Raw genomic sequence first — 21900 nt, 5'->3', positions numbered from 1 at the left:
AGAGGCTATCTATGAAATTGATTGTGAATGCAGACGATTTTGGGTATTCCAAAGGCGTCAATCTGGGCATCGTCGAAGCGCATCGGGATGGAGTCGTTACTTCTGCGACCTTGATGGTCAATATGGAGGGGTTCGAGCACGCTGTAGGGCTGGCCAAAGAACATCCAACGCTCGGAGTAGGCATTCATCTGGTGCTCACATGCGGATCGCCAGTCAGTCAGGATGTACCATCGCTAACGGATGGAGAGAGGCGTTTTCGACGCGGGCAAGATCATTTGATTTCTGCTGCACCGGAGGAGATCGAGCGGGAGCTGCGGACTCAATTGGAGAGGTTCATGGCGTCGGGGCTCAAGCTGACCCATATCGACAGCCACCACCATGTACATGCACATCCAGCCGTTTTGCCGATTGTTCTGAAGCTGGCAGAGGAATATCGAGTGCCAGTTCGCTATCCGTGGATGTCCGGGTCACAGGAGCAGCGAGACCAGTCGGGTGTTTTGACGACAGAAGGCTTTTCTCATCATTTTTATGGAGACGACCTAACCGTACAAACCTTTGTCAAGATCATAGAGGATATGTCAGATTATCCTGTAGTGGAGATCATGACGCACCCTGCTTATTTGGACGAAGCGGTACTGACAGGCAGTTCATACGCAAAGCAACGAACCACAGAATTAAAAATCTTAACAGCAGCAGAGTTAAAGCAATACATTCGTGATCAAAAAATACAGCTCGTGACTTTTAGCGAACTTGGATAGGTGGAGATAGGATGGACCATACAGACGTTATTTTTCAACTAATACTTCACGGAGGAAATGCGCGGAGTCTGGCAATGGAAGCGATCGCTCTGGCTAAAAATAGAGACTTGTCAGGTGCGGAGGACGCATTGAAGCGTGCAGGAGAAGAGCTCGGGCGTGCACACCAAAATCAAACGGCACTTATCCAGAAGGAGATAGCGGGCGAAAAGACTGAGATTAGCATGCTCTTGATTCACGCCCAGGATCATTTGATGAACGCAATTACAGTCAAAGATTTGGCGACGGAGTTTGTCGAGCTGTACAGCCAAATCCATGCAGGCAAGGAGGCAGGAGTATGAGCGGAATCAAAATTGTGACGATCGGTGGAGGGTCTAGCTATACACCTGAGCTGGTGGAAGGCTTCATCAAGCGCTACGATGAGTTGCCTGTCCGAGAGCTGTGGCTGGTGGACATTCCAGAGGGCGAGAAAAAGCTGCAAACAGTAGGCGCCCTGGCAAAAAGGATGGTAGAGAAGGCAGGGGTGCCTATCGAGATCCATTTGACGATGGATCGGCGAAAAGCACTCGCGGGTGCAGATTTTGTTACGACGCAAATGCGCGTGGGTCTCTTGGATGCGCGAATCAAGGATGAGCGGATTCCTTTGAAATACGGGGTGATCGGTCAGGAAACGAATGGACCTGGCGGCTTGTTCAAAGGCCTGCGTACCATTCCGGTCATTATGGACATTTGTCGTGACATGGAAGAGCTATGTCCAGATGCTTGGCTGATTAACTTCACGAATCCGGCTGGTATGGTCACAGAGGCAGTGCTGCGGTATACCAACCGCAAAAAGGTCATTGGACTGTGTAATGTTCCCATCGGGATGAAAATGGGTGTTGCCACTGTTTTAGGCGTCGAGCAATCACGGGTTCATATTGATTTTGCCGGTTTGAACCATATGATCTTCGGACTGGGTGTGTACTTGGATGGGGAAAACGTCATTTCCCAGGTAATCGATAAAATCACGGGCGACCAATCGGGTATTACAATGCAAAATATTTTGGACCTTGGTTGGGATAAGGATTTTATCAAAGCACTGGGGATTCTCCCGTGCCCGTATCATCGTTACTACTACCAGACGCGCACGATGCTTGAGCATGAGTTGGAAGAAGCGGAGCAGAAGGGGACGCGGGCTGAAGTGGTCAAGCAGGTGGAAGCGGAGCTGTTTGCGCTCTACGAAGATCCAGACTTGGATATCAAGCCTCCGCAGTTGGAGAAACGCGGCGGGGCCTATTACAGCGAGGCAGCTTGCAATCTGATTTACTCCATTTACAACGACAAGCGCGATATCCAGACGGTAAATGTTCGCAACAATGGAGCGATTGCCAGCATTCCGGATGATTCGGCAGTCGAGGTGAACTGCGTCATTACAAGAGAAGGACCGATTCCTTTGGCGGTAGGTGATTTGCCTGTTCCCGTGCGTGGACTCGTACAGCAAATCAAATCGTTTGAGCGAGTCGCAGCTGAGGCAGCTGTAACGGGTGATTACCATAAGGCGCTATTGGCGATGAATATTAACCCGCTGGTGCCGTCTGATGTGATCGCCAAAAAAATACTCGATGAGATGCTGGAGGCGCACAAGGAGCATCTGCCCCAGTTTTTCAAGCCCGTCACATAAGGATGGGACTCGCGTGAAATACAAACTCCTCGCCCTGGATGTGGACGGAACGATTTTGATGTCGAACCACAGCTTATCCAAAGTAACAGAGCGGGCCATTACCCGGTTAGTGAAGCAAGGCGTCCACGTCACACTGGCAACCGGCAGGGCATACCCATCGGCAAAATCGTTGGCGGAGCAGTTCCAGATCAGCGCACCACTTGTTTCCCATGATGGCGCATACGTCGCAGATCCCAAGACAGATCAGGTGCTGTATGTACAGCGCATTCCGTATGAGATGGCGGCGAGGATTACAGACATAATCGTATCGCACGGCTTGGATGTCATGTTGCTGCACGAGGCTTATGCTGTCACGAATCGCACGTGGAAGTGGACGGACTTGTTTCCGCTGTTAAATGCCTGGACACTGCGCCAGCTGTGGAAAAATCAATACCCGCTCAAAATCCAGGCTTCGCGGTTGATAGCCGGATACGTTCGAAAACATGAAGTGTGTGCTCCGAAAATATTCGTCACGGGCGACGAGAAGCGTCTGTTGGCAGCAAGACAAGAGCTGGAGAAAGCCGAGCTTTCAGGGGTTCGCGTGACGGCATCGGGTGCCAATAATTTAGAGATATTGCCTGTGGGCATCTCCAAAGCAAGTGGTCTTGCGGTAGTGAGTGAGAGGCTTGCGATTCAGCCTGACGAGATCGTTGCTGTAGGCGACAATTACAATGATGCAGAGATGCTCCAATTCGCCGGAATGGGTGTGGCGATGGGCAATGCTCCTGATGATCTGAAACAGCTGGCTCGGCATGTCACGGAAACGAACGATCAGGATGGGGTGGCAGAAGTCATCAGGAAGTTTTTTCTGTGAGCATTCAGACAGGAAGGGAGGCGTGAAATTGATCCGAATGAATCTGGAAGTAGCCGTGAGTGGAGGTCTCCATGCTCGCCCTGCTTCTGTCTTGGTGAACCTGCTCAATCAATACAGCTCGTCGGTCAAGATGATCTACAATGACAAGCAGGCAAATGGCAAAAGCATCCTCAGCGTAATGGCTCTGGGGGTAAAGACCGGAGATGAAATTATGTTTGAGGTGGAGGGGGCCGATGAGCAAGAAGTGGCTGCCAGTATTGAGTCCCTATTTGAAAGGAACTTTGCCATCTAACAGGGAGAAAACCACGTAATAAAGCCAGTGCCTGACGATCGGGCACTGGCTTTTCTATTGAATCTTTACGCGTGCTTGCGGAATACGACCGTGACTTTGAAGTAATCGCCATCAATATCGATAGACAGCCTGCCGCCTTGCAACTCTACGATACTTTTTGCGATAGCTAAGCCGAGGCCAGAGCCTTCGGTATGACGGGATTGATCAGCGCGCTTGAACCGTTCAAACAGTTCCTGTGCGTCAAAGTCGATTTCGTAGGCGGAGACATTTTTGAACGTCAGGATAACCTCGTCCTGTGTCTCTGCCAAATGGATCAGGACACGTGTATTCGGCATGGAATACTTCAGGGCGTTGCCGATCAGATTCTCGAATACACGCCATGTTTTCTTGCCATCCAGAGGTGCGATGATCTTCGGCTGTTCCGTCGTTACGCGGAAAGTGAGCGTCGATTGCTCGATTTTATCACTGAATTCTGCGATGGATTGGTTGAGCAGGGAGGCTACATTCACTGGCTCGATATTCAGTTCCACCGCACCGCTGGACATTTTAGCTGCGTCAAACAGGTCATCGATGAGGACGCGCAGTCGATCTGCTTTGCGATCCAAGATATCGACGTAGCTCTTGCGTTCCTCAGGTGTCAAATCTTCCTGCTTGAGCAGGGTAACGTAGTTGATAATTGACGTGAGCGGTGTTTTTAAATCATGAGAAACATTGGTGATCAATTCGGATTTCATGCGCTCGCTCTTCATCTGCTCTTCCATCGCGTGCTTGAGTCCCTTTGTGATGTTGTTGAGAGAGTGCGCGAGATCAGATAACTTCCCTTTCTTTACCTTCTGGATCGTAGTGTTCAGATTGCCTCCAGCCATTTCGGAGGCACCTTGCATGATGCGGTTCATCAGTCCCAAGCGTCTAAGCGAGTATGGGAAAACCACGATCATGTAAAACATGCCATACAAAAAGCTGAAAAACAGTAAGCCACCAGACCTTTCGATTAGGGCGACGAATCCGAAACCGATACTCATTCCAAACATAACAGTCAGGATGAACAACGTGGATACTTTGAAGAACATGCCACGATTGGCGTAGCTTTCTTTCAGAAGGACACGTTGTCTGGCGAAGATACTCTTTTGCCACTGTTGCAAGAATCTCTCAGGTTCTTTGTACATAAGCCGCGCCTCCAGCAATTGTAAAAGCAGGTAAGCGGTGAACAAGGATACGAACGCAAGGGTAAAGATATGCTCACCATCAATCGGCAAGAAGAAAAAGCGCAGGTTCGCCAACATAATGAAGTACGCAATTCCAAGTACGAACAACATACCCATCCGAATATCCAGCGGGATAAGGCGGAACAGAGCCATGCTTTTTGTGACAATCGGCACTTCCGCCGGTTTGCCTGTTCGCAAGTATAAAAAGCTAAAAGCAATGATAAGGAGAGTAACCGTAAGCAAGACAAACTCGCCAATAAGCCGCTCCCGAATGGAATCGTAGTAAAGGGCATCTGCGTGGACCTGACTATATCCGTCTGGTTCTTTTGGGACATAAAAGATACCGCTTAGTTGATTCAGTTGATAAGTGCGATTGATGCTTTCCAAATCCCCGTTCGTATTAGGGAGGTTGATTGTATAGCGCGCATATCGGGCCAGTTCCCAATCTGTAGGTTCTTGCGCGAGATTGGTGTAAACTTTGTTGTTCTTTTTATCGGTGACGTAGTATTTGAAGGAGCCGCTTCGCAAGGTGAGGCTGTTTTTTTGTTCCTCGTACTCGGTATCTCTTTCGGCGATTCTGTTGTTCACCTGCTCCTGATAATACGACGTTGCTTTTGCGATGTCTTCTTGCAAGCGTTGTGAATATTCTTCGGTTAATTGGGCGACTCTCTCGTTGTCACCCTCACTTTTTGCCTGTTTTATCGAATCTAAGAGATGGTTATCTTCCTTAATCGACCGGAGGGTTTCCTCATGCTCTTTTTTGAGCTGATTCGCTGTCTTCTCGTCCAGCTTTCCTGGCGTGTAGTCTGCATAATCTACATGAACCTTTTTCACCAGTTCAGCAAATGTCTCTAATTCACGATTGAAGCCTGAGCTTTGAAAGTAATTATCCTCTTGGAGATTCTCGCGTTTATGATACAGGTCGGCCATCGTCAGGAGCGCGAGCGAAATACTCACGATCAAAACAAGTAGCACGGGTACCGCAAAGCGTTTATTTTTCGATTTTGTATCCAATTCCCCATACCACCTTCAAATATTTAGGTTCCTTCGGGTTGATCTCTATTTTTTCCCGAATGCGTCTCACGTGGACAGCCACTGTGTTTTCCGCGTTCATATAAGGCTCTCTCCAGACCCGTTCATAAATTTCTTCGATTGAAAACACCCGGCCTTTGTTTTCCATTAACAGCTCCAAGATTTTGTACTCAGTAGCAGTCAGCCGGACCTCGTTGCCATCAATGGCTACATTTTTTGTGCTTTTGTTCAAGGTCAAGCCGCGTACCTGAATCTCATCCTCTGTCATTTGAGCGCTTCCCAGATTGGTAAAACGTCTTAACTGAGATTTGACCCTGGCGATGAGCTCCAAGGGATTAAAAGGCTTCGTCACATAGTCATCGGCACCGATGTTGAGCCCGAGAATTTTATCGGTATCCTCTGACTTGGCAGACAGCATGATGATCGGGATGTTTTTTTTCTGGCGAATTTGAAAGGTGGCGGTCATTCCGTCCATTTTTGGCATCATGATGTCCATCAGGATGAGTTGGATTTCTTCATTCTCCAGTATTTCCAACGCTTCCAGTCCATTGCTAGCCTTGAATACGGTCATGGATTCATTTTTGAGATAGATTTCGATTGCGTCGCGGATTTCAGCCTCGTCGTCGACTACGAGGACTTGATATTTGGTCATGATTCGTCCCACCTTATGAATGCATTCATGGTATTATCTTAACGCCCAGCTCTAACAAAACAGTAATGAAATGTCTTACAAATTTCTTAATAAACAGCGTTCAGGAAATGCTAGCTAATAGGATCAAGCCGATAAATAAGGTAAGATGTGAGGAAGAATACGAGAAAATTGGTGATTGCTTTGCTGGAATGGACAGGGGAGAGAATCATCCCCAAGCTGTTAAAACCTACGAATGGCATGCTGCTGGAGCATATAGCCAGATATTATTTTGCCGCGCCTTATGTTAAAGGTCGAGTGCTGGATATCGCTTGCGGTACCGGCTACGGATGTCATATGATCGCAAAGGATCGAAAACGAGAGCTGACAGAACTGATCGCTGTCGACAATGATGAGGCGACGATATTTTATGCCAATCGGGAATACAACCATCAAAAGATTACGTATCAGCAGGGTGACGCTCTTGATCCGGCTCTTCCCGAGCAATTAGGGTTGTTTGATACGATTTTGAGCTTTGAGACCATTGAGCATGTCGCAGACGATTTGCTGTTTATGGATAACTTGTATCGGATGCTGAAACCAGGTGGCACGCTCGTGCTGTCCAGTCCATTTGGCAGAGGGCGGGGCAAAGAGACGAGTGAGCCCTTTCATGTTCATCAGTTGACGCCGGAAGAGTTCGCCGAGCTGTTTGTACACTATTCTGACGTGGATATGTACTATCAGAGAGGCGTTACGTTTGAAAAAACACCCCGCGATGGCGTACGGTACTTTATCGGCATGGCAGTATGTACGAAATAATAACGGATTGATTTATGAATGGAGATGGCGAAACTGGCTGATTTTTGGAGATTAGGAATACATAAGGAACTGATAGATGCTCTGCAAGCAAACGGGATTACTGAGCCTACATCGATTCAGGAAAAAGCAATTCCTGTTGTGCTGGAAGGAAAAGATGTAATCGCGCAAGCACAGACGGGAACGGGAAAGACGCTTGCCTTTATTTTGCCGATCTTGGAAAAGGTTGATCCGGAAGCAACGCATGTACAGGCATTGATTTTGACGCCTACGCGGGAGCTTGCTCTGCAAATCACGGCAGAGGTGAAGAAGCTCGTAGCGATGCTGGATGATATCCATGTGCTTGCTGTGTATGGTGGACAAGATGTCAATCAACAGCTGAGAAAGCTGGCAGGAAAAATACAAGTGGTCATCGCTACGCCAGGGCGTTTACTGGATCATCTGCGGAGAGGGACAATCGATTTATCACAGGTGTCGATGTTTGTCCTGGATGAGGCGGATCAAATGCTCCACATGGGCTTTTTGCCAGAGGTAGAAGATATTATGGCGAAGACGCCTTTCGATAAGCAGACGATGCTGTTTTCAGCCACGATGTCGGAACAGGTGCAATCTCTTGCGAAGCGCTTGATGAAAAAGCCGGAAAATATCCAGGTGCAGGGCAAGCGTATTACGTTGGAGGATATTCGTCAAATTGTAGTAGAAACGACAGATCGTGCGAAGCAAGATACTCTGTGCAGACTGTTAGATGAACAACGACCGTTTCTGGCGGTGATCTTTTGTCGAACGAAGCGTAGAGCGAGTAAGTTGAATGCTGCGCTGCAAGGTCTCGATTATATGTCTGATGAGTTGCACGGCGACTTGTCACAGGCGAAGCGCGAAGATGTCATGAAGCGATTCCGCGAGGCCAGGATTCAGTACTTGGTTGCAACGGATGTGGCAGCGCGAGGGCTGGATGTAGAGGGAGTCACACATGTTTTCAATTACGACATTCCAGAGGATGTTGACAGCTATATCCACCGGATTGGCAGAACGGGGCGAGCCAAGGAAAAGGGGACCGCTTTTACCTTGGTAGCGGCGAAGGATTGGGGGCAGCTCAGGGAGATTGAAGAAGGGATCAATCTGTCTCTGGAGCGGCGTGAAATGGATCGCGGGGAATCGGGTGATCAAAAGAAACAGACTCGACAGCAAAGGCCTGAGTCTGATCGATCCAGGAAGGAAGAGCGTCGAGGGGACAAGCAAGGTAGAGGCAAAGACAAAGGGAAGCCAGCTGAGCGAAGACAGCAAGGCTCTGGGGAACGCCGAAGAGATGGGGAAGGGCGTCAACAAAAGAGCGGCGGTTTTGATCGCAAGCCGAAGGAACGTGACCGTGCGGCAGGCGGTTTTGATCGTAAGCCAAAGGAACGTGACCGTGCGGCAGGCGGTTCTGATCGCAAGCCGAAGGACGGTAACCGTGCAGCAGGAGGATTCGAGCGCAAACCGAAGGACGGTAACCGAGCAGCAGGTGGTACTGGACGTAAGCCGAAGGAAGGAAACCGTGCAACAAGTGGATTTGATCGCAAGTCTAGCGGCTCTGGCAAGAAGCCAGTATCTGCACAACGCAGTTCCGCCCGTCCAAATGCAAAACCAGGCAAAAGGACAAGCGCTGCTCCTGCAAATCGTACTTCTCGCAAAAAATCCAGATAGCAATCCAAGCAAAAAAAGACCGTTCCCGCCGTATAAAGGCAGGAGCGGTCTTCCTTTTATTCCGGTTCCGTGTCTGGAAATACCCGTGATCGAGTGAGGAAGCGTACTCCCTCCGGCCCTTCCAGCGAAAACATTCCGCCACGCCCATTCACGACGTCAATGATGAGCTGCGTGTGCTTCCAATACTCATACTGCGCTTTGCCCATGTAGAACGGGCAGCCACCGATCTCGCCTAACAGGATGTCCTGCTCACCCACAAGAAATTCTCCGAGCGGGTAACACATGGGAGAGCTGCCATCGCAGCAGCCCCCTGATTGGTGAAACATCAGGTCACCGTGTTTGGTGCGAAGCCGTTCAATCAATGCCAGTGCAGCATCTGTCGCGAGCACTTTTTCTGGCTGGCTCATTGATCAAAAGAAGCCCAGAGCTTGATCGCTGTAGCTGACAAGCAGGTTTTTCGTTTGTTGGTAGTGAGACAGCATCATTTTGTGTGTCTCGCGGCCGATACCGGACATTTTGTAACCGCCAAACGCTGCGTGAGCCGGGTAAGCGTGGTAGCAGTTGGTCCAAACGCGACCAGCCTGAATTTCGCGGCCCATGCGGTAGGCTGTGTTCGTGTCGCGTGTCCATACACCAGCACCCAAGCCATACAGCGTATCATTTGCCATGGTGAGCGCTTCTTCTGTATCCTTGAAGGTCGTTACGGAGACGACCGGACCGAAGATTTCTTCCTGGAAGATACGCATCTTGTTGTGGCCTTTAAAGACAGTTGGCTGGATGTAGTAGCCGCCCTCGAGTTCCCCTGCAAGCTGTGCACGAGATCCTCCAATCAGGCATTCGGCTCCTTCTTGTTTGCCGATATCCAGGTAGGAGAGGATTTTTTCTACCTGCTCCAAAGAAGCTTGCGCGCCGATCATCGTATCTGTATCGAGCGGATTTCCTTGCTTGATATTGGCTACGCGTTGCAGGGCACGCTCCATAAATTGGTCGTAGATGCTTTCGTGGATGAGCGCGCGGGATGGGCATGTGCAAACCTCGCCTTGGTTGAGCGCAAACAGTACGAATCCTTCAATGGCTTTGTTAAAGAAGGCATCGTCTTTTGCAGCCACATCCGGGAAGAAGATGTTTGGCGATTTTCCGCCCAGCTCCAGCGTCACCGGAATAATATTTTGGGAAGCGTATTGCATGATCAAGCGACCTGTCGTCGTTTCACCCGTAAAGGCGATTTTCGCGATGCGATTGCTTGAAGCGAGAGGTTTACCCGCTTCCAGACCGAAGCCGTTCACGACGTTGACGACACCAGGAGGGAGCAGGTCGCCGACCAACTCCATCAGCACCAAGATGGAAGCAGGAGTTTGCTCCGCTGGCTTGAGGACGACGCAGTTGCCCGCTGCCAAGGCTGGAGCCAGCTTCCAAGTAGCCATGAGGAGCGGGAAGTTCCAAGGAATAATTTGACCAACGACACCGAGTGGCTCATGGAAATGGTAAGCGACCGTATCGTTATCGATTTCGGCGAGTGTACTTTCTTGAGCGCGGATTGCTCCGGCGAAGTAACGGAAATGGTCAATCGCCAGCGGGATGTCGGCCGCGAGTGTTTCACGAACGGGCTTGCCGTTTTCCCACGTCTCTGCGTTTGCCAGCATCTCCAGATTTGCTTCCATCCGATCCGCGATTTTTAACAAAATATTCGCGCGTTGTGCAACAGAGGTACGGCCCCACGCGTCTTTTGCTTCATGGGCAGCGTCCAGTGCCAGCTCAATATCTTCGGCTGTCGAGCGGGCTACCTCGCAAAAAACCTTGCCTGTTACAGGTGATACGTTTTCGAAATACTCACCTTTTACTGGCGGAACCCAATTACCCCCGATGTAGTTTTCATAACGATTTTTGAAAGTCACCTTGGAGCCGGCTTGGCCGGGCTGAGCATAGATCATTGCGAGCGCCTCCTCATTTATCACATATTTCTTTACAGTCCTCTCTAAAAGCAAGTCTCGTACCAACGTGAAAAAGCTCGAAATGACAGCGTTTTCTTGGGTAGATGAGGATAGAAATTGTTCCATAATGGATCATGTTGTGTTCCGTATTGGGACAAAGGAGTGGATATCTGTCGGAAAATGACCGATGACGGCTAGGGGTGTAAAACATGTTTGACACGTCTCGTGTCTTGCTCTATAGTTTGGGTGTAAAAGGTTTTTTACACCCACCTGTAAATGGACGGTGAACAACTCCGTGAAAAATCGAATAAAGGAATTTCGAGAAAAAGGGAACATCTCGCAAGGCAGGCTGGCTGAGCTGTGCAAGGTTAGCAGACAGACGATCAATGCGATCGAGAACAACAAATACGACCCGAGCCTGCAATTGGCTTTTGATTTGGCGGGCAATTTAGGGGTAACGATTGACGAGCTGTTTCAACCATACAGTGAGGAGTGAGAGAAGCTATGAAAAAGTTCAACGTGATTGTTTCATCCATCCTATTGTTGGCGATTGCAGGGCACGGAGGCTATCGGTGGGTTCGTTATGAGATGCTGGATGTAAGCACAATCATTTTCGGTTGCATTGCACTGTCGTACTTGTTGAACTCGATCACCTGGGGAGACTACGAGGGCGGGAAATACAGTGAAAGTGACGAATTGGACAAGCATATCAAGACGCAAAGTGCGAGAATCGGATACTATGCGCTTATGGTGCTGTCTGCTGCGGTCCTGTTCCTGTCGGAAGGGGTTACTGCACTTAATGACATTCAAAATATTCCTTTGGCAGTCGTCGTCGGTTTGACGTTCATTGTGGCGCCAATTACGGAATTTTTCTATTCGCGGAAGTTCAGATAAATAGCAGCCAGTCGGACAAATGTGCTCGTGGTTCGACTGGTTTTTTCTATAGCAAAGACTCTCATGTTATACTGAGGGGGAATGATTTTTGGGGGAGGGAATCGTGTTGTCGACGATTGTTCAGCAATCTTGGAAGCGCTGTCAGGAATCGAACCTCAAGGCTACGGAGAAGGTCAATGATCAAATCATTTCTGCCCGACGAATCAAAGAAATCATTCAAGATAATCACCCTCTGATTCGTGAAAGTCTCCCGCTGTTTAACAAGCTTGCTCCCTTTTTGTTATCGACAGAGCACATCGCACTCCTGTCTGACCGGGAAGGAAATATTATTCAAACGATCGGGGACCCGGTCTTCGCCAATCAGGCACAAAAAGTACAGCTGCAAATCGGAGCGAACTGGACAGAAGACTACAAAGGAACCAATGCGATTGGGACAGCACTGATCGCACAACAACCGATTCAGATACAGGGAGAGCAGCATTACTTTTTGGAAAATCGCTTTCTTGCTTGCTCGGCGGCGCCTATTTTTTCACCAGCGGGTGAGCTATTGGGCATCATTGACATTAGTACGCGTAAAGAATATTCCCACCCGTTTGCCCTAACTATTGCTTGCATGATCGCAGAGGCTCTGCAAAACCGCTTTTTGTTAGCAGATGCGGAGCGCGTGATTGCCTTACCAACGTCATCAAGCTCAGGAGATGGTCGAGGGAAGCTGGCACTCGTCGGCTTGGATCGGGACGAGCGTATCGTGGGCTTAAATGGGGCCGCGCAGCAGCAGCTCGGAAAGGAAGCCTTGGGAACTAGGGTAAGTGCCGAGCAAGAGCGTGCTGGCCGTCATGTAAAAGATCATCGCCCGCGTTTTTGGTCTGCGGCACCCAAAGTCCAGCTAAAGCCGTTTCCGCGTCTAGCTGGTTCATGCCCGCTCTTCTTGCAGGCAAAGATGCTCGGACAAAAGGCGGCTCAGGTAGATTTTCCTGTAATCATTTTAGGGGAAAGCGGTACGGGAAAAGAGCTGTTCGCTAAAATGGTCCATGAGACAGGGCCGCGTGCGCTTGAGCCTTTTATCGCAGTGAACTGCAGTTCAATTCCAGAAAATTTGGTTGAGAGTGAATTGTTTGGATATGAAAGCGGGTCATTCACAGGGGCACATCGAGAAGGAAGAATCGGAAAGTTTGAAGCGGCGAAAAAAGGCACGATCTTTTTGGATGAGATCGGGGATATGTCTTTGCGTGCGCAAGCGGCACTTTTGCGCGTTTTGCAGGAAAAGGTCGTCACCCCGGTGGGGAGCAATCAATCCCGCCCGATTTATGCGCGGATCATTGCCGCTACGCATCGAAACCTGTCAGAGGAGATCAAGGCGGGACGTTTTCGGGCGGATCTGTACTACCGGCTCAAAGGGGTCACCATTCATTTGCCGTCACTGAAAAAGCGCAGTGATATCATCCAGGTGGCGGAGCATCTATTGCAGCAGATCGACACAGAACAAGCGTACATACTGACCACGGAGGCAAAGGACAAGCTGTGTGCTTATTCGTGGCCGGGCAATATCCGGGAACTGCAAGGCGTGCTGATTCAAGCGGTGTTTTTGGCAGAGGGGAACACCATTGATTGCGATCACATCCAGTTGGAGGGATTGATGGAAGCCGATACGTCTGAGTCTGCGGATCATGACATTCCTTCGTTGCGAGAAACAGAGAGAAAAGCGATCAAAAAGGCGCTCGAGAAAAGTGGCGGTAATGTAAGCAAAGCGGCCAAAATGCTGCAAATCGGACGCAATACCTTGTATCGCAAAATAGAAGAATACCAGATTGGGGCACCGATTAATCAGGAATAGTCATTCCTGATTCTCCTTTTTGAAAGAAGGTGATATTTATGAAGAATAAATTAATCGTGTCTTTGGCTGCAACAGCAATAGTTGTGGTGCTAGTATTTGGATTTTTATATGTGGGGACTGGAAATGATTACTATAGACTTTCTGATGGAGCATCTTCAGAACAGATAGAAGCTTTAAAGAGTAATAAAATAGATTATATGATCAAAGAAGACGGATCTTTATGGATAAGAAGAAGTGATGAATTGAAAGTAGCACAATGTTGTACATAGTTATGTGGAGTAACCAAAATGAGAGATACAACAGCAACCCAATTTATGAATGGTCGCTGTTTCTTTTCCATCAAAGGAAAGCCGTAGCACATCTAGGGGTACAGCCGAGATACGAGTAATTTTGGGTCGCAAGCTTACAGCAATTGTCATTTTTCGAATGCAGTTTGTGGCATGGCAGGAGAATTCGATAAAATCATCATTTGGAAATAAAAGTAAGACTATATAACTTGGCGTGAACAAATGTTGCAATACGTGTTGCAACATTTTGTTGCGTTGCCTTGCAATGTCACCGGACGAGTGATGCGGGAGAGGAACGGATGATAGACTTTTATCCGCTCAGGGGTATGATACGGAGCTTGGCATTAATCATGCAAGGAGATAGCGTTGTATAAAGTCGAAAAATTTAGATTTTTAGGAGGGAGACCGTTGCTACACTATTCCATTGCAGTAATTCCAGGAGACGGAATCGGTCCCGAAGTCATGGAAGAAGGCCTGAAGGTGTTGGGAGCTATAGAAGAAAGTCACGGTGGCATTCGGTTTGCTCGTGATGTCATGGATTGGAACTGTAGCTACTATCTCCAACACGGCAAAATGATGCCGGAGAATGGACTCCATCTTTTAAAAGACTATGATTTGATTCTGCTTGGTGCAATAGGTGCCCCCGAGGTTCCTGATCACGTCTCTGTGTGGGAGCTGATCTTGCCGATTCGCCGGGCATTCCAGCAGTATGTGAACCTTCGCCCGGTCAAGCTGCTCAAAGGTCTGGAAAGCCCCCTTCGCTATAAGGGGCATGCCGATCTCGATTTCGTCGTGGTGCGGGAGAACACAGAGGGTGAGTACTCCAATATGGGCGGGCGGATGCATCAGGGTACACCGTACGAAATGGCGGTGCAAAACAACGTATTTACCCGGTATGGCACAGAGCGCATCCTCAAGTACGCTTACGCACTGGCGGAGAAACGTTCGAAAAAGAGCGTAACCGCGGCTACGAAGTCCAATGGGATCAACCATTCCATGCCGTTTTGGGATGAGATCGTCAAGGAAGTCAGTCAGGAATACCCAGACATCCAAACCAATCTGTATCATATCGACGCACTCGCTGCCTATTTCATCACGCGACCAGAAACGTTTGACGTCGTAGTCGCGAGCAACTTGTTTGGTGACATTTTGACTGATCTCGGGGCGGCAATCGTTGGAGGTTTGGGCTTGGCTCCTTCTGCGAACATCAATCCGGAGCGCAAGTACCCATCCATGTTTGAGCCCATTCACGGCTCTGCGCCAGATATCGCGGGTAAAGGAATCGCCAATCCGATCGCACAAGTATGGAGCCTCGCCATGATGATGGATCATCTCGATCTGCCAGAGCTCAGTGCTGTCATCATGAACGCTATCGAAAACGTGTTGCAAGATGGCAAGGTGCTCACTCCTGATCTTGGGGGGACGGCGACCACAAAAGAATTGGGAGACGAAATCGTTCGCCACATCTATCAAACAACGAGATAAATAAAAGGGAGGAAGAGGACATGGAAGCGAGATCGTATGATTTGTACATCGGTGGAGAATGGGTGAAAACCGAGAGCTACATTCCCGTCCTTCACAAATACACGGGCGAGTGCATCGCGCGTATTGCCAAGGCTTGTCAGCAGCATGTAACAGAAGCGGTGGAAGCGGCGTGGGAGACGTTTAAGACGGACAAATTGACTCCTTTTCAACGATACAAAATCTTGCTGAAAGCCTCTGAGCTCATGGAGGAACGCCGGGACGAGATGGAGCGATCCTTGATTCGTGAAGTGGGCAAAACACGCAAGGACGCGATGAATGAGCTGGATCGGACGATCAATACACTGCGCTTGTCAGCAGAGGAAGCCAAGAAGATTCACGGGGAAATGATTCCGCTGCAAGCAACGGAAGGCTCGGAAAACCGGCTGGGCTTTACCATTCGGGTGCCAAAGGGAGTAATCGGTGCTATTACGCCGTTTAACTATCCCTTGCTGCTCAGTACGCACAAGATCGCGCCAGCGCTAGCCGCAGGAAATACGCTGGTCGTTAAGCCAGCTACAGTTACGCCTATCGCAACCTTTTTGTTGGTGGAGATCCTGGAGGAAGCGGGCCTGCCAAAAGGCTATGTAAATATCGTGACAGGGGCAGGCAGTCAGGTAGGAGAATGGCTGCTGGATGAAGAGCGCATCGCCATGTACACCTTTACCGGGTCAGGAGAAGTCGGTCGCCGCATCAAGGAGCGAAGTGGCATGCGTCCCGTTGCGCTGGAGCTCGGCAACAACTCTCCCAATATCGTGCACCTCGATGCAGATTTGGAGCTGGCAGCCCGTCAAACAGCCGCCCGCAGCTTTCACAATGCTGGCCAGGCGTGCATTGCTGTCCAACGCATATACGTGCATGAATCGGTTATGCAGGCGTTCAGCGACTTGTATATCTCGCATGTTCATCAGTTGAAGGTAGGGAACCCGGAAGACCCGGAGACGGATGTCGGACCGATGATCAGTGAAAAAGAGGCGAGCCGTACAGAGGAATGGGTACAGGAAGCGATTAGCCAAGGGGCCAGATCGCTCTTGCCTGTCAAACGGGAGGGAGCTCTCTTCTATCCGGCTGTGTTGGTGGATACAAGGCCAGAGATGAAGGTGGTTTGCCGGGAAGTGTTCGCGCCCGTCGTCACGATCATTCCGTACAGTGATCTTGAAGATGCTTTTACACAAGCCAACGATTCGGAGTACGGCTTGCAGGCGGGGATTTTTACCCGTGATTTGAACGTCGCGATGAAAGCGGCACGCGTGCTGGAGTACGGTGGCGTGGTGATCAACGACGTATCGACCTACCGCAATGACGTCATGCCGTACGGCGGAGTCAAAAACAGCGGACTGGGCAAAGAAGGTCCGCGTTACGCAGTCGAAGAGATGACGGAAGAGCGGATGGTGGTGATCAACCTATGAGCGGGCACCTTTTGCGGGGAAAAACGGCGATTGTAACAGGGGCCGCGTCAGGAATGGGCAAGGCCATTGCGATGCTTTTTGCGGCCGAGGGAGCCAACGTCATCCTGGCTGATTTGAACAAAGAGGCGGCAGTAGCAGTCGCTCAAGAGCTGCCACAAGGGAAAGGTTATGCGGTGCAAACGGATGTGGCAGACGATACGAGTGTCGTTGCTCTCGTGAAGGAAACGCTCGAAGTGTACGGCTCGATTGATGTCCTGGTCAACTGCGCGGGTGTCCCCCAAGCGTTTACCCCCATTGAGGAGCTGACCTTGGAACAGTGGGATCGCATCATGTCTGTGAACACCAAGTCGATCTTTTTGACGACAAGACATGCAGTTCCTCACATGAAGGAGAAGGGGAAAGGCAGCATCATCAACATCGCTTCGATTGCCGGAATTCGCGCCCGTCCGGGACTGAATGCGTACTGCGCGTCCAAGGGGGCCGCTATCATGTTGAGCAAGGCACTGGCGATTGAGCTTGCTCCTTTTCAAATCCGGGTCAATGTCATCAATCCAGGGCCGGCAGAGACGCCAATGCTGGGTAAGTTTATCAATGGAGATGAAGCGGAAGTAGAAGCCGGGAAAAAAGATATTTTCATCAGCAGTGTTCCGTTAGGCATGTTGATTCAGCCGGAGGATATCGCGCAGGCGGCTCTCTATTTGGCTTCTGATCTATCCAAAATTGTCACGGGCGAGGTCATGAATGTAGACGGTGGAAGAGGGATCTAAACAAAAGAATTAACAGGGGGTACTATCGCATGTTTCGGAAGAAGGGGAGCTTCGTGCTAGCGAGCATCATGTCTGTGTCTTTATTTCTGGCGGCGTGTGGAGGAGGCGGCGGTCAACAGACTGCTCCACCTGCGGGACAAGCCGGGGGGACAGAAGCACCGAAAAGTGACGGCCAAAGCTATGTATTCAAAGCAGGGCATTCACTTACGGAGGATCATCCATACCATTTGGCATTGAAAAAAATGGCCGAGGATGTCGACAAGCGCTCGAACGGAAAAGTGAAAATCGAGGTGTATCCGCTGAGCCAGCTAGGAGCGGAGCGTGAATTGACAGAGGCGCTGACCTTTGGAACGGCGGATATGTCGATTACCTCGACTGCGCCTGTGATGAACTTCCATCCAAAGCTGGGCGTACTGGATCTTCCGTTCTTGTTTGAGAGCCGTGAGCAGGCTTACAAGGTACTCGACGGACAAGTCGGACAAGACCTGCTCAAGGATTTGGAAAACGCCAATCTGGTCGGGCTGGCATGGGCTGAAAACGGCTTCCGCCATATTACTAACGGCTCGAAGGTGATCAAGAAGCCGGAGGACGTGGCAGGGTTGAAGATACGCACGCAGGAAAACCCGATTCATCTGGCTGCATTCGAAGCATTGGGAGCGAAGCCGACTCCGATGGCTTGGACAGAGGCGCTGACAGCGCTGCAACAAGGAGTCGTCGATGCCCAGGAAAATCCGGCGATTGTCGCGCAGACCTACAAGTTGTATGAATCCAAGCAAACGCAAATGGCCTTGACCGGGCATGTTTACTCAGCGGCAATGATCTTGTTCAGCAAGCCTGTATGGGATAAGCTCCCGGCAGATGTCCAGCAACTTCTTGCCGAGGAAGCCAAAAAAGCGGGACAGTACGAGCGTGAGTTGATGATCAAGATGGAAGAAGAGGCCATTTCCACTATTAAAGGAAAAGGTGTAGTCATTACCGAGGATGTGGATAAGCAAGCTTTCCGCGATGCAATGAAGCCTGTCTATGACAAGTTTTCCGGGCAGTTCGGCAAAGAGCTGGTGGATCAAATTGTAAATACAAAATAAACGGCAGAAGGGAGACGAGCCACTCTGGCTTTTCTCCCCTTTTTCCTGCGAAAGGAGATTGTGTGTGGGCAACCTTGTTTTCAAAATAAACAGCATCCTTCGTTTTTTCATTATTGCCCTGCTGGCTATTATGGTGATCGCTGTCTTTCTGCAGGTGCTTTTCCGTTTTTTGCTCGACCAGCCCTTGGCCTGGACGGAGGAATTGGCTCGGTATTTGCTGATTTGGATCACGTTTCTGGGATCAGCGTACGCGATGTCGATCAAAGCACACATCGGTACGGAATACATTCAAAAGTACTTGTCGCCTCGGATGAACAAGGTGGTGCTGGTTATTGCCGCTTTGTGTAGTCTGGTCTTCTTTCTTGTCACGGTTCAGCAAGGCTACTTGTTATCTGCGAGAAGCATGACACAAACCTCACCCACTCTGCTCGTTCCCATGGGCTATGTATACATGGTGATTCCGATCAGCGGTGCCTTACTCATCATGAACGTGATCCATGTGACATGGAAAGACATTACCGGGAAGGAGTGACCAGATTGTGGGTACGATTTTGTTTGTAACACTGTTGGTGCTCCTGATCCTGAATGTACCAATTGGGGTGGCACTGGGGTTATCTGTCGTTGTGGTGTTTATGCTGGAGGGGAACATTCCTCTTCTGGTTGTCATTCAAAAAATGTTCAACGGGACAGATTCCTTCCCATTGATGGCGATTCCGTTCTTTCTCTTGGCAGGAAAGCTGATGGAAACAGGCGGAATCTCGGCAAGGCTGATCCGTTTTGCGAATACGATTGTCGGGAACCTGCCTGGAGGATTGGCAATCGTGGCGGTGATGGGGTGTACTTTTTTTGCAGCGATATCGGGTTCTTCTGCCGCAACAACGGCAGCCGTAGGGGGAATTTTGATCCCGCACATGGTCAAAAAAGGGTATAATATCCGGTTTTCTGCGGCCTTGCATGCAACAGGGGGAACAATCGGTGTCATGATTCCTCCGAGCGTGCCGATGGTTTTATACGGGGTAGCAGCGAGTGCCTCGATTAGCGACTTATTTATTGCAGGGATCGGGCCAGGTATTCTCGTAGCGATCTCACTAATTCTGTACTCGTATTGGATCAGTAAGAAAAATGGCTGGGGTGGCGGAGAGAAGCATACACCCAAAGAGATATGGGAGGCATTCAAGGACGCCATTTTGGCGATTCTCATGCCGATTATTATTCTTGGTGGTATATACGGAGCCATTTTTACTCCGACAGAAGCGGCAGTGGTAGCCGTGATATACGGTCTGGTTGTCGGGCTTTTCGTCTACCGGGAGATCAAGTGGAGGGACTTGGGGGAAATATTCGCGGGCTCTGCCAGCATGACAGCGGTCATCATGCTTATTATCGCGACCGCCAATGCGTTTGGCTATCTGATGACGAGGGAAAACATCCCGCAGGAAATTGCGCAATTCATGCTGGGGATTACCGACAGCACGATCATTACGTTGCTCATAATTAACATCTTGCTGCTCATTTTGGGGACGTTTATGGAAACGGCGGTTACGATCATTCTCCTGACCCCGATCCTTTTGCCGATCACGAATTCTTTGGGCATTGATCCGGTGCTATTTGGGGTGATCATGGTCGTCAACTCCGCCATCGGTATGCTGACGCCGCCGGTTGGGATCAATTTGTTGGTAGCAGGAAATATTGCGAAACTCCAGAATACGGAGATTGAGCGAGCGGTGATCCCGTTTTTGGTCATCATGATCGTCGATTTGATGCTCATCACCTATATTCCTGAAATTAGCTTATTCCTTGTTAACTTGAGCAAGTAACGGAGGGGGAACCAACGTGGATTACAAGCAAGCGTTAGTGGGATTACTGGGGGAAGAACGAGTATCGACCAACCCCACTGTACTGGAGCACCACAGCCATGATGAATCGTATCATACCCCGCATCTTCCGGATGTAGTCGTGTTTCCGCAGACGGCCGAGGAAGTCAGTCAAATCATGAAGCTGGCCAATGAAAAGCGCATTGCGGTAACGCCGTTTGGCATGGGGAGCAGTCTGGAAGGCCACGCGATTCCATATGCGGGCGGAATCAGCATGGATTTTTCCTTGATGAACCAAGTGCGGGAGGTGCGACCGAAGGATTTTCTCGTGAGAGTCCAGCCCGGTGTCACGCGCACTCAGCTCAATAAAGAATTGAAAAAGCACGGATTGTTTTTCTCCGTCGATCCTGGCGCAGACGCGACTTTGGGTGGGATGGCTGCCACAAACGCCAGTGGAACAACCTCTGTTCGCTATGGTGTGATGCGTGATCAGGTGCGCGATCTGGAAGTGGTGACGGCGGACGGACGTATCATCCGTACAGGGAGCATGACAGCCAAATCCTCCTCAGGCTACCATCTTACGGGGCTGTTTGTCGGGTCGGAGGGAACGCTTGGTGTATTCACAGAGCTGACCTTGCGTGTTTACGGCATCCCTGAGGCGACAACGGCAGCGCGTGCCAGCTTCCCTTCTGTTCAGGATGCTGTCGATACCGTCGTAGATATTCTCGGTGCGGGTATTCAAGTGGCGCGAATCGAGTTGGTTGATGAACGTTCCATCCAACAAGTGAATCTGTACAAGGAAACGAGCTACCCGGAAGCACCGACGCTGTTTATCGAGTTCCATGGCAGTGAACAAGGGCTCGCGTATGATATCGACTTTGCGAAGAGCATCGCCGATGGACATGGCTGCACGCAGTTTCTTTTTGAAACAGATTCGAAGGCGCGGACGCAGCTCTGGGACGCTCGTCATAACCTGGCGTATGCCTTCCTGCACAAATCCCCCGGGAAAAAGCTGATGGTAACAGATGTTTGCTTGCCGATTTCCGAGCTGGCAGGAGCTGTTGTGGACGCCCGGCAAGCCATTGATCGCGCTGGGCTGGATGGAGCGATTGCAGGGCATGTCGGGGATGGGAACTATCACGCTATCCTGATGATCGACCTGAATGACCCCGAAGAAGTGGCGCGTGCCGAGGAAGTAAATGCCCATCTGGTGGAGTACGCATTGAGTCGGGGAGGAACCTGCACAGGCGAACATGGTGTGGGTGTGGGGAAAATCAAATACCAGCGCAAGGAACACGGAGAAGCACTCGACGTCATGCAAGCCATGAAGCAAGTGCTGGACCCAAACGGTATTTTGAATCCGGGGAAAATTTTCGGGAAATAACAGAGGGCCTGCATTCTGAACGTTTGTCGGAATGTGGGCTTTTTCTTTTGCGT

Annotated in this window: 22 protein-coding genes; 18 read left to right on the top strand and 4 right to left on the bottom strand. The window is 50.0% G+C overall.

What is annotated here, in order from left to right; all coding sequences use genetic code 11:
- The first annotated feature begins 11 nt into the window (after nt 1-11).
- The 5 genes from chbG to KB186_RS20855 are packed head-to-tail and all read left to right on the top strand — an operon-like array spanning nt 12 to nt 3560.
- Entirely contained in the window at nt 12-758 is a 747-nt protein-coding gene (chbG, locus tag KB186_RS20875) for a chitin disaccharide deacetylase (RefSeq protein ID WP_232774288.1), read from the top strand.
- Between the two features lie 11 nt (nt 759-769).
- Nucleotides 770-1096, top strand: coding sequence for a PTS sugar transporter subunit IIA (locus KB186_RS20870; protein ID WP_088909910.1), 327 nt, complete (start codon nt 770-772; stop codon nt 1094-1096).
- Complete coding sequence (locus tag KB186_RS20865; protein WP_106654938.1) at nt 1093-2415, top strand: 6-phospho-beta-glucosidase; 1323 nt, start codon at nt 1093-1095, stop codon at nt 2413-2415. Before KB186_RS20870 ends, KB186_RS20865 begins: the two co-directional genes overlap by 4 nt.
- A 13-nt stretch (nt 2416-2428) precedes the next feature.
- Nucleotides 2429-3268: a Cof-type HAD-IIB family hydrolase gene (locus KB186_RS20860; protein ID WP_221867288.1), complete on the top strand. Its 840-nt coding sequence runs from the start codon at nt 2429-2431 to the stop codon at nt 3266-3268.
- 28 nt (nt 3269-3296) lie between these two features.
- Nucleotides 3297-3560, top strand: coding sequence for an HPr family phosphocarrier protein (locus tag KB186_RS20855; RefSeq protein WP_048035997.1), 264 nt, complete (start codon nt 3297-3299; stop codon nt 3558-3560).
- Nucleotides 3561-3625: 65 nt separating this feature from the next.
- Here the strand turns inward: KB186_RS20855 and KB186_RS20850 are convergent, their stop codons facing one another.
- Together KB186_RS20850 and KB186_RS20845 are read right to left on the bottom strand one after the other, a co-directional pair.
- The gene (locus KB186_RS20850) at nt 3626-5779 is read right to left on the bottom strand and encodes a sensor histidine kinase (RefSeq protein WP_232774287.1); all 2154 of its coding nucleotides are present in this window, start codon (nt 5777-5779) and stop codon (nt 3626-3628) included.
- Nucleotides 5757-6449 carry a response regulator transcription factor gene (locus KB186_RS20845; RefSeq protein ID WP_173610306.1) on the bottom strand — a complete coding sequence of 231 codons (693 nt, stop codon included), beginning with the start codon at nt 6447-6449 and terminating at the stop codon, nt 5757-5759. Before KB186_RS20845 ends, KB186_RS20850 begins: the two co-directional genes overlap by 23 nt.
- Before the next feature lie 168 nt (nt 6450-6617).
- Here KB186_RS20845 and KB186_RS20840 point away from each other — a divergent pair, with 168 nt between their 5' ends.
- Together KB186_RS20840 and KB186_RS20835 are read left to right on the top strand one after the other, a co-directional pair.
- Nucleotides 6618-7244: a class I SAM-dependent methyltransferase gene (locus tag KB186_RS20840; protein ID WP_229087827.1), complete on the top strand. Its 627-nt coding sequence runs from the start codon at nt 6618-6620 to the stop codon at nt 7242-7244.
- A gap of 18 nt (nt 7245-7262) precedes the next feature.
- A complete protein-coding gene (locus KB186_RS20835; protein ID WP_221867290.1) occupies nt 7263-8924 on the top strand; it encodes a DEAD/DEAH box helicase in 1662 nt (553 codons plus the stop codon).
- A 56-nt stretch (nt 8925-8980) separates the two neighbouring features.
- On the opposite strand, the gene KB186_RS20830 is transcribed toward KB186_RS20835, so the two are convergent.
- Entirely contained in the window at nt 8981-9331 is a 351-nt protein-coding gene (locus tag KB186_RS20830) for a DUF779 domain-containing protein (protein ID WP_173610308.1), read from the bottom strand.
- Nucleotides 9332-9334: 3 nt separating this feature from the next.
- A complete protein-coding gene (gene adh / locus KB186_RS20825) occupies nt 9335-10855 on the bottom strand; it encodes an aldehyde dehydrogenase (RefSeq protein ID WP_232774286.1) in 1521 nt (506 codons plus the stop codon).
- A 295-nt stretch (nt 10856-11150) separates the two neighbouring features.
- Between adh and KB186_RS20820 the strand changes: the two genes are divergently transcribed.
- The 11 genes from KB186_RS20820 to KB186_RS20770 all read left to right on the top strand — a co-directional run bounded on the left by KB186_RS20820 (nt 11151) and on the right by KB186_RS20770 (nt 21847).
- Complete coding sequence (locus KB186_RS20820) at nt 11151-11351, top strand: helix-turn-helix transcriptional regulator (protein ID WP_173610309.1); 201 nt, start codon at nt 11151-11153, stop codon at nt 11349-11351.
- 8 nt (nt 11352-11359) lie between these two features.
- Nucleotides 11360-11749, top strand: coding sequence for a hypothetical protein (locus KB186_RS20815; RefSeq protein ID WP_106779201.1), 390 nt, complete (start codon nt 11360-11362; stop codon nt 11747-11749).
- A 106-nt stretch (nt 11750-11855) separates the two neighbouring features.
- Nucleotides 11856-13583 (top strand): sigma-54-dependent Fis family transcriptional regulator, encoded by a 1728-nt coding sequence (locus tag KB186_RS20810; protein ID WP_232774312.1) that lies wholly within the window; start codon nt 11856-11858, stop codon nt 13581-13583.
- A gap of 38 nt (nt 13584-13621) precedes the next feature.
- Nucleotides 13622-13852 (top strand): hypothetical protein, encoded by a 231-nt coding sequence (locus KB186_RS20805; RefSeq protein WP_232774285.1) that lies wholly within the window; start codon nt 13622-13624, stop codon nt 13850-13852.
- A gap of 426 nt (nt 13853-14278) precedes the next feature.
- The gene (locus KB186_RS20800) at nt 14279-15355 is read left to right on the top strand and encodes a tartrate dehydrogenase (RefSeq protein WP_304502621.1); all 1077 of its coding nucleotides are present in this window, start codon (nt 14279-14281) and stop codon (nt 15353-15355) included.
- Nucleotides 15356-15375: 20 nt separating this feature from the next.
- Nucleotides 15376-16800, top strand: a complete 1425-nt coding sequence (locus tag KB186_RS20795) for an aldehyde dehydrogenase family protein (RefSeq protein WP_232774284.1) — start codon at nt 15376-15378, stop codon at nt 16798-16800.
- A complete protein-coding gene (locus tag KB186_RS20790) occupies nt 16797-17567 on the top strand; it encodes an SDR family oxidoreductase (protein WP_232774283.1) in 771 nt (256 codons plus the stop codon). The genes KB186_RS20795 and KB186_RS20790 overlap by 4 nt, the downstream gene beginning before the upstream one ends.
- A 29-nt stretch (nt 17568-17596) precedes the next feature.
- Nucleotides 17597-18652 carry a TRAP transporter substrate-binding protein gene (locus KB186_RS20785; RefSeq protein ID WP_173610313.1) on the top strand — a complete coding sequence of 352 codons (1056 nt, stop codon included), beginning with the start codon at nt 17597-17599 and terminating at the stop codon, nt 18650-18652.
- A 64-nt stretch (nt 18653-18716) separates the two neighbouring features.
- The gene (locus KB186_RS20780) at nt 18717-19184 is read left to right on the top strand and encodes a TRAP transporter small permease (RefSeq protein ID WP_173610314.1); all 468 of its coding nucleotides are present in this window, start codon (nt 18717-18719) and stop codon (nt 19182-19184) included.
- Nucleotides 19185-19191: 7 nt separating this feature from the next.
- Nucleotides 19192-20466: a TRAP transporter large permease gene (locus KB186_RS20775; protein WP_173610315.1), complete on the top strand. Its 1275-nt coding sequence runs from the start codon at nt 19192-19194 to the stop codon at nt 20464-20466.
- Nucleotides 20467-20482: 16 nt separating this feature from the next.
- The gene (locus KB186_RS20770; protein ID WP_173610316.1) at nt 20483-21847 is read left to right on the top strand and encodes an FAD-binding oxidoreductase; all 1365 of its coding nucleotides are present in this window, start codon (nt 20483-20485) and stop codon (nt 21845-21847) included.
- Nucleotides 21848-21900: the final 53 nt, after the last annotated feature.

The sequence above is a fragment of the Brevibacillus sp. AF8 genome, assembly GCF_021270385.1.
Taxonomy (GTDB): domain Bacteria; phylum Bacillota; class Bacilli; order Brevibacillales; family Brevibacillaceae; genus Brevibacillus.
Note: the sequence above shows the minus strand (reverse complement) of the source record. Positions and strands in the feature narration are given on the sequence as shown.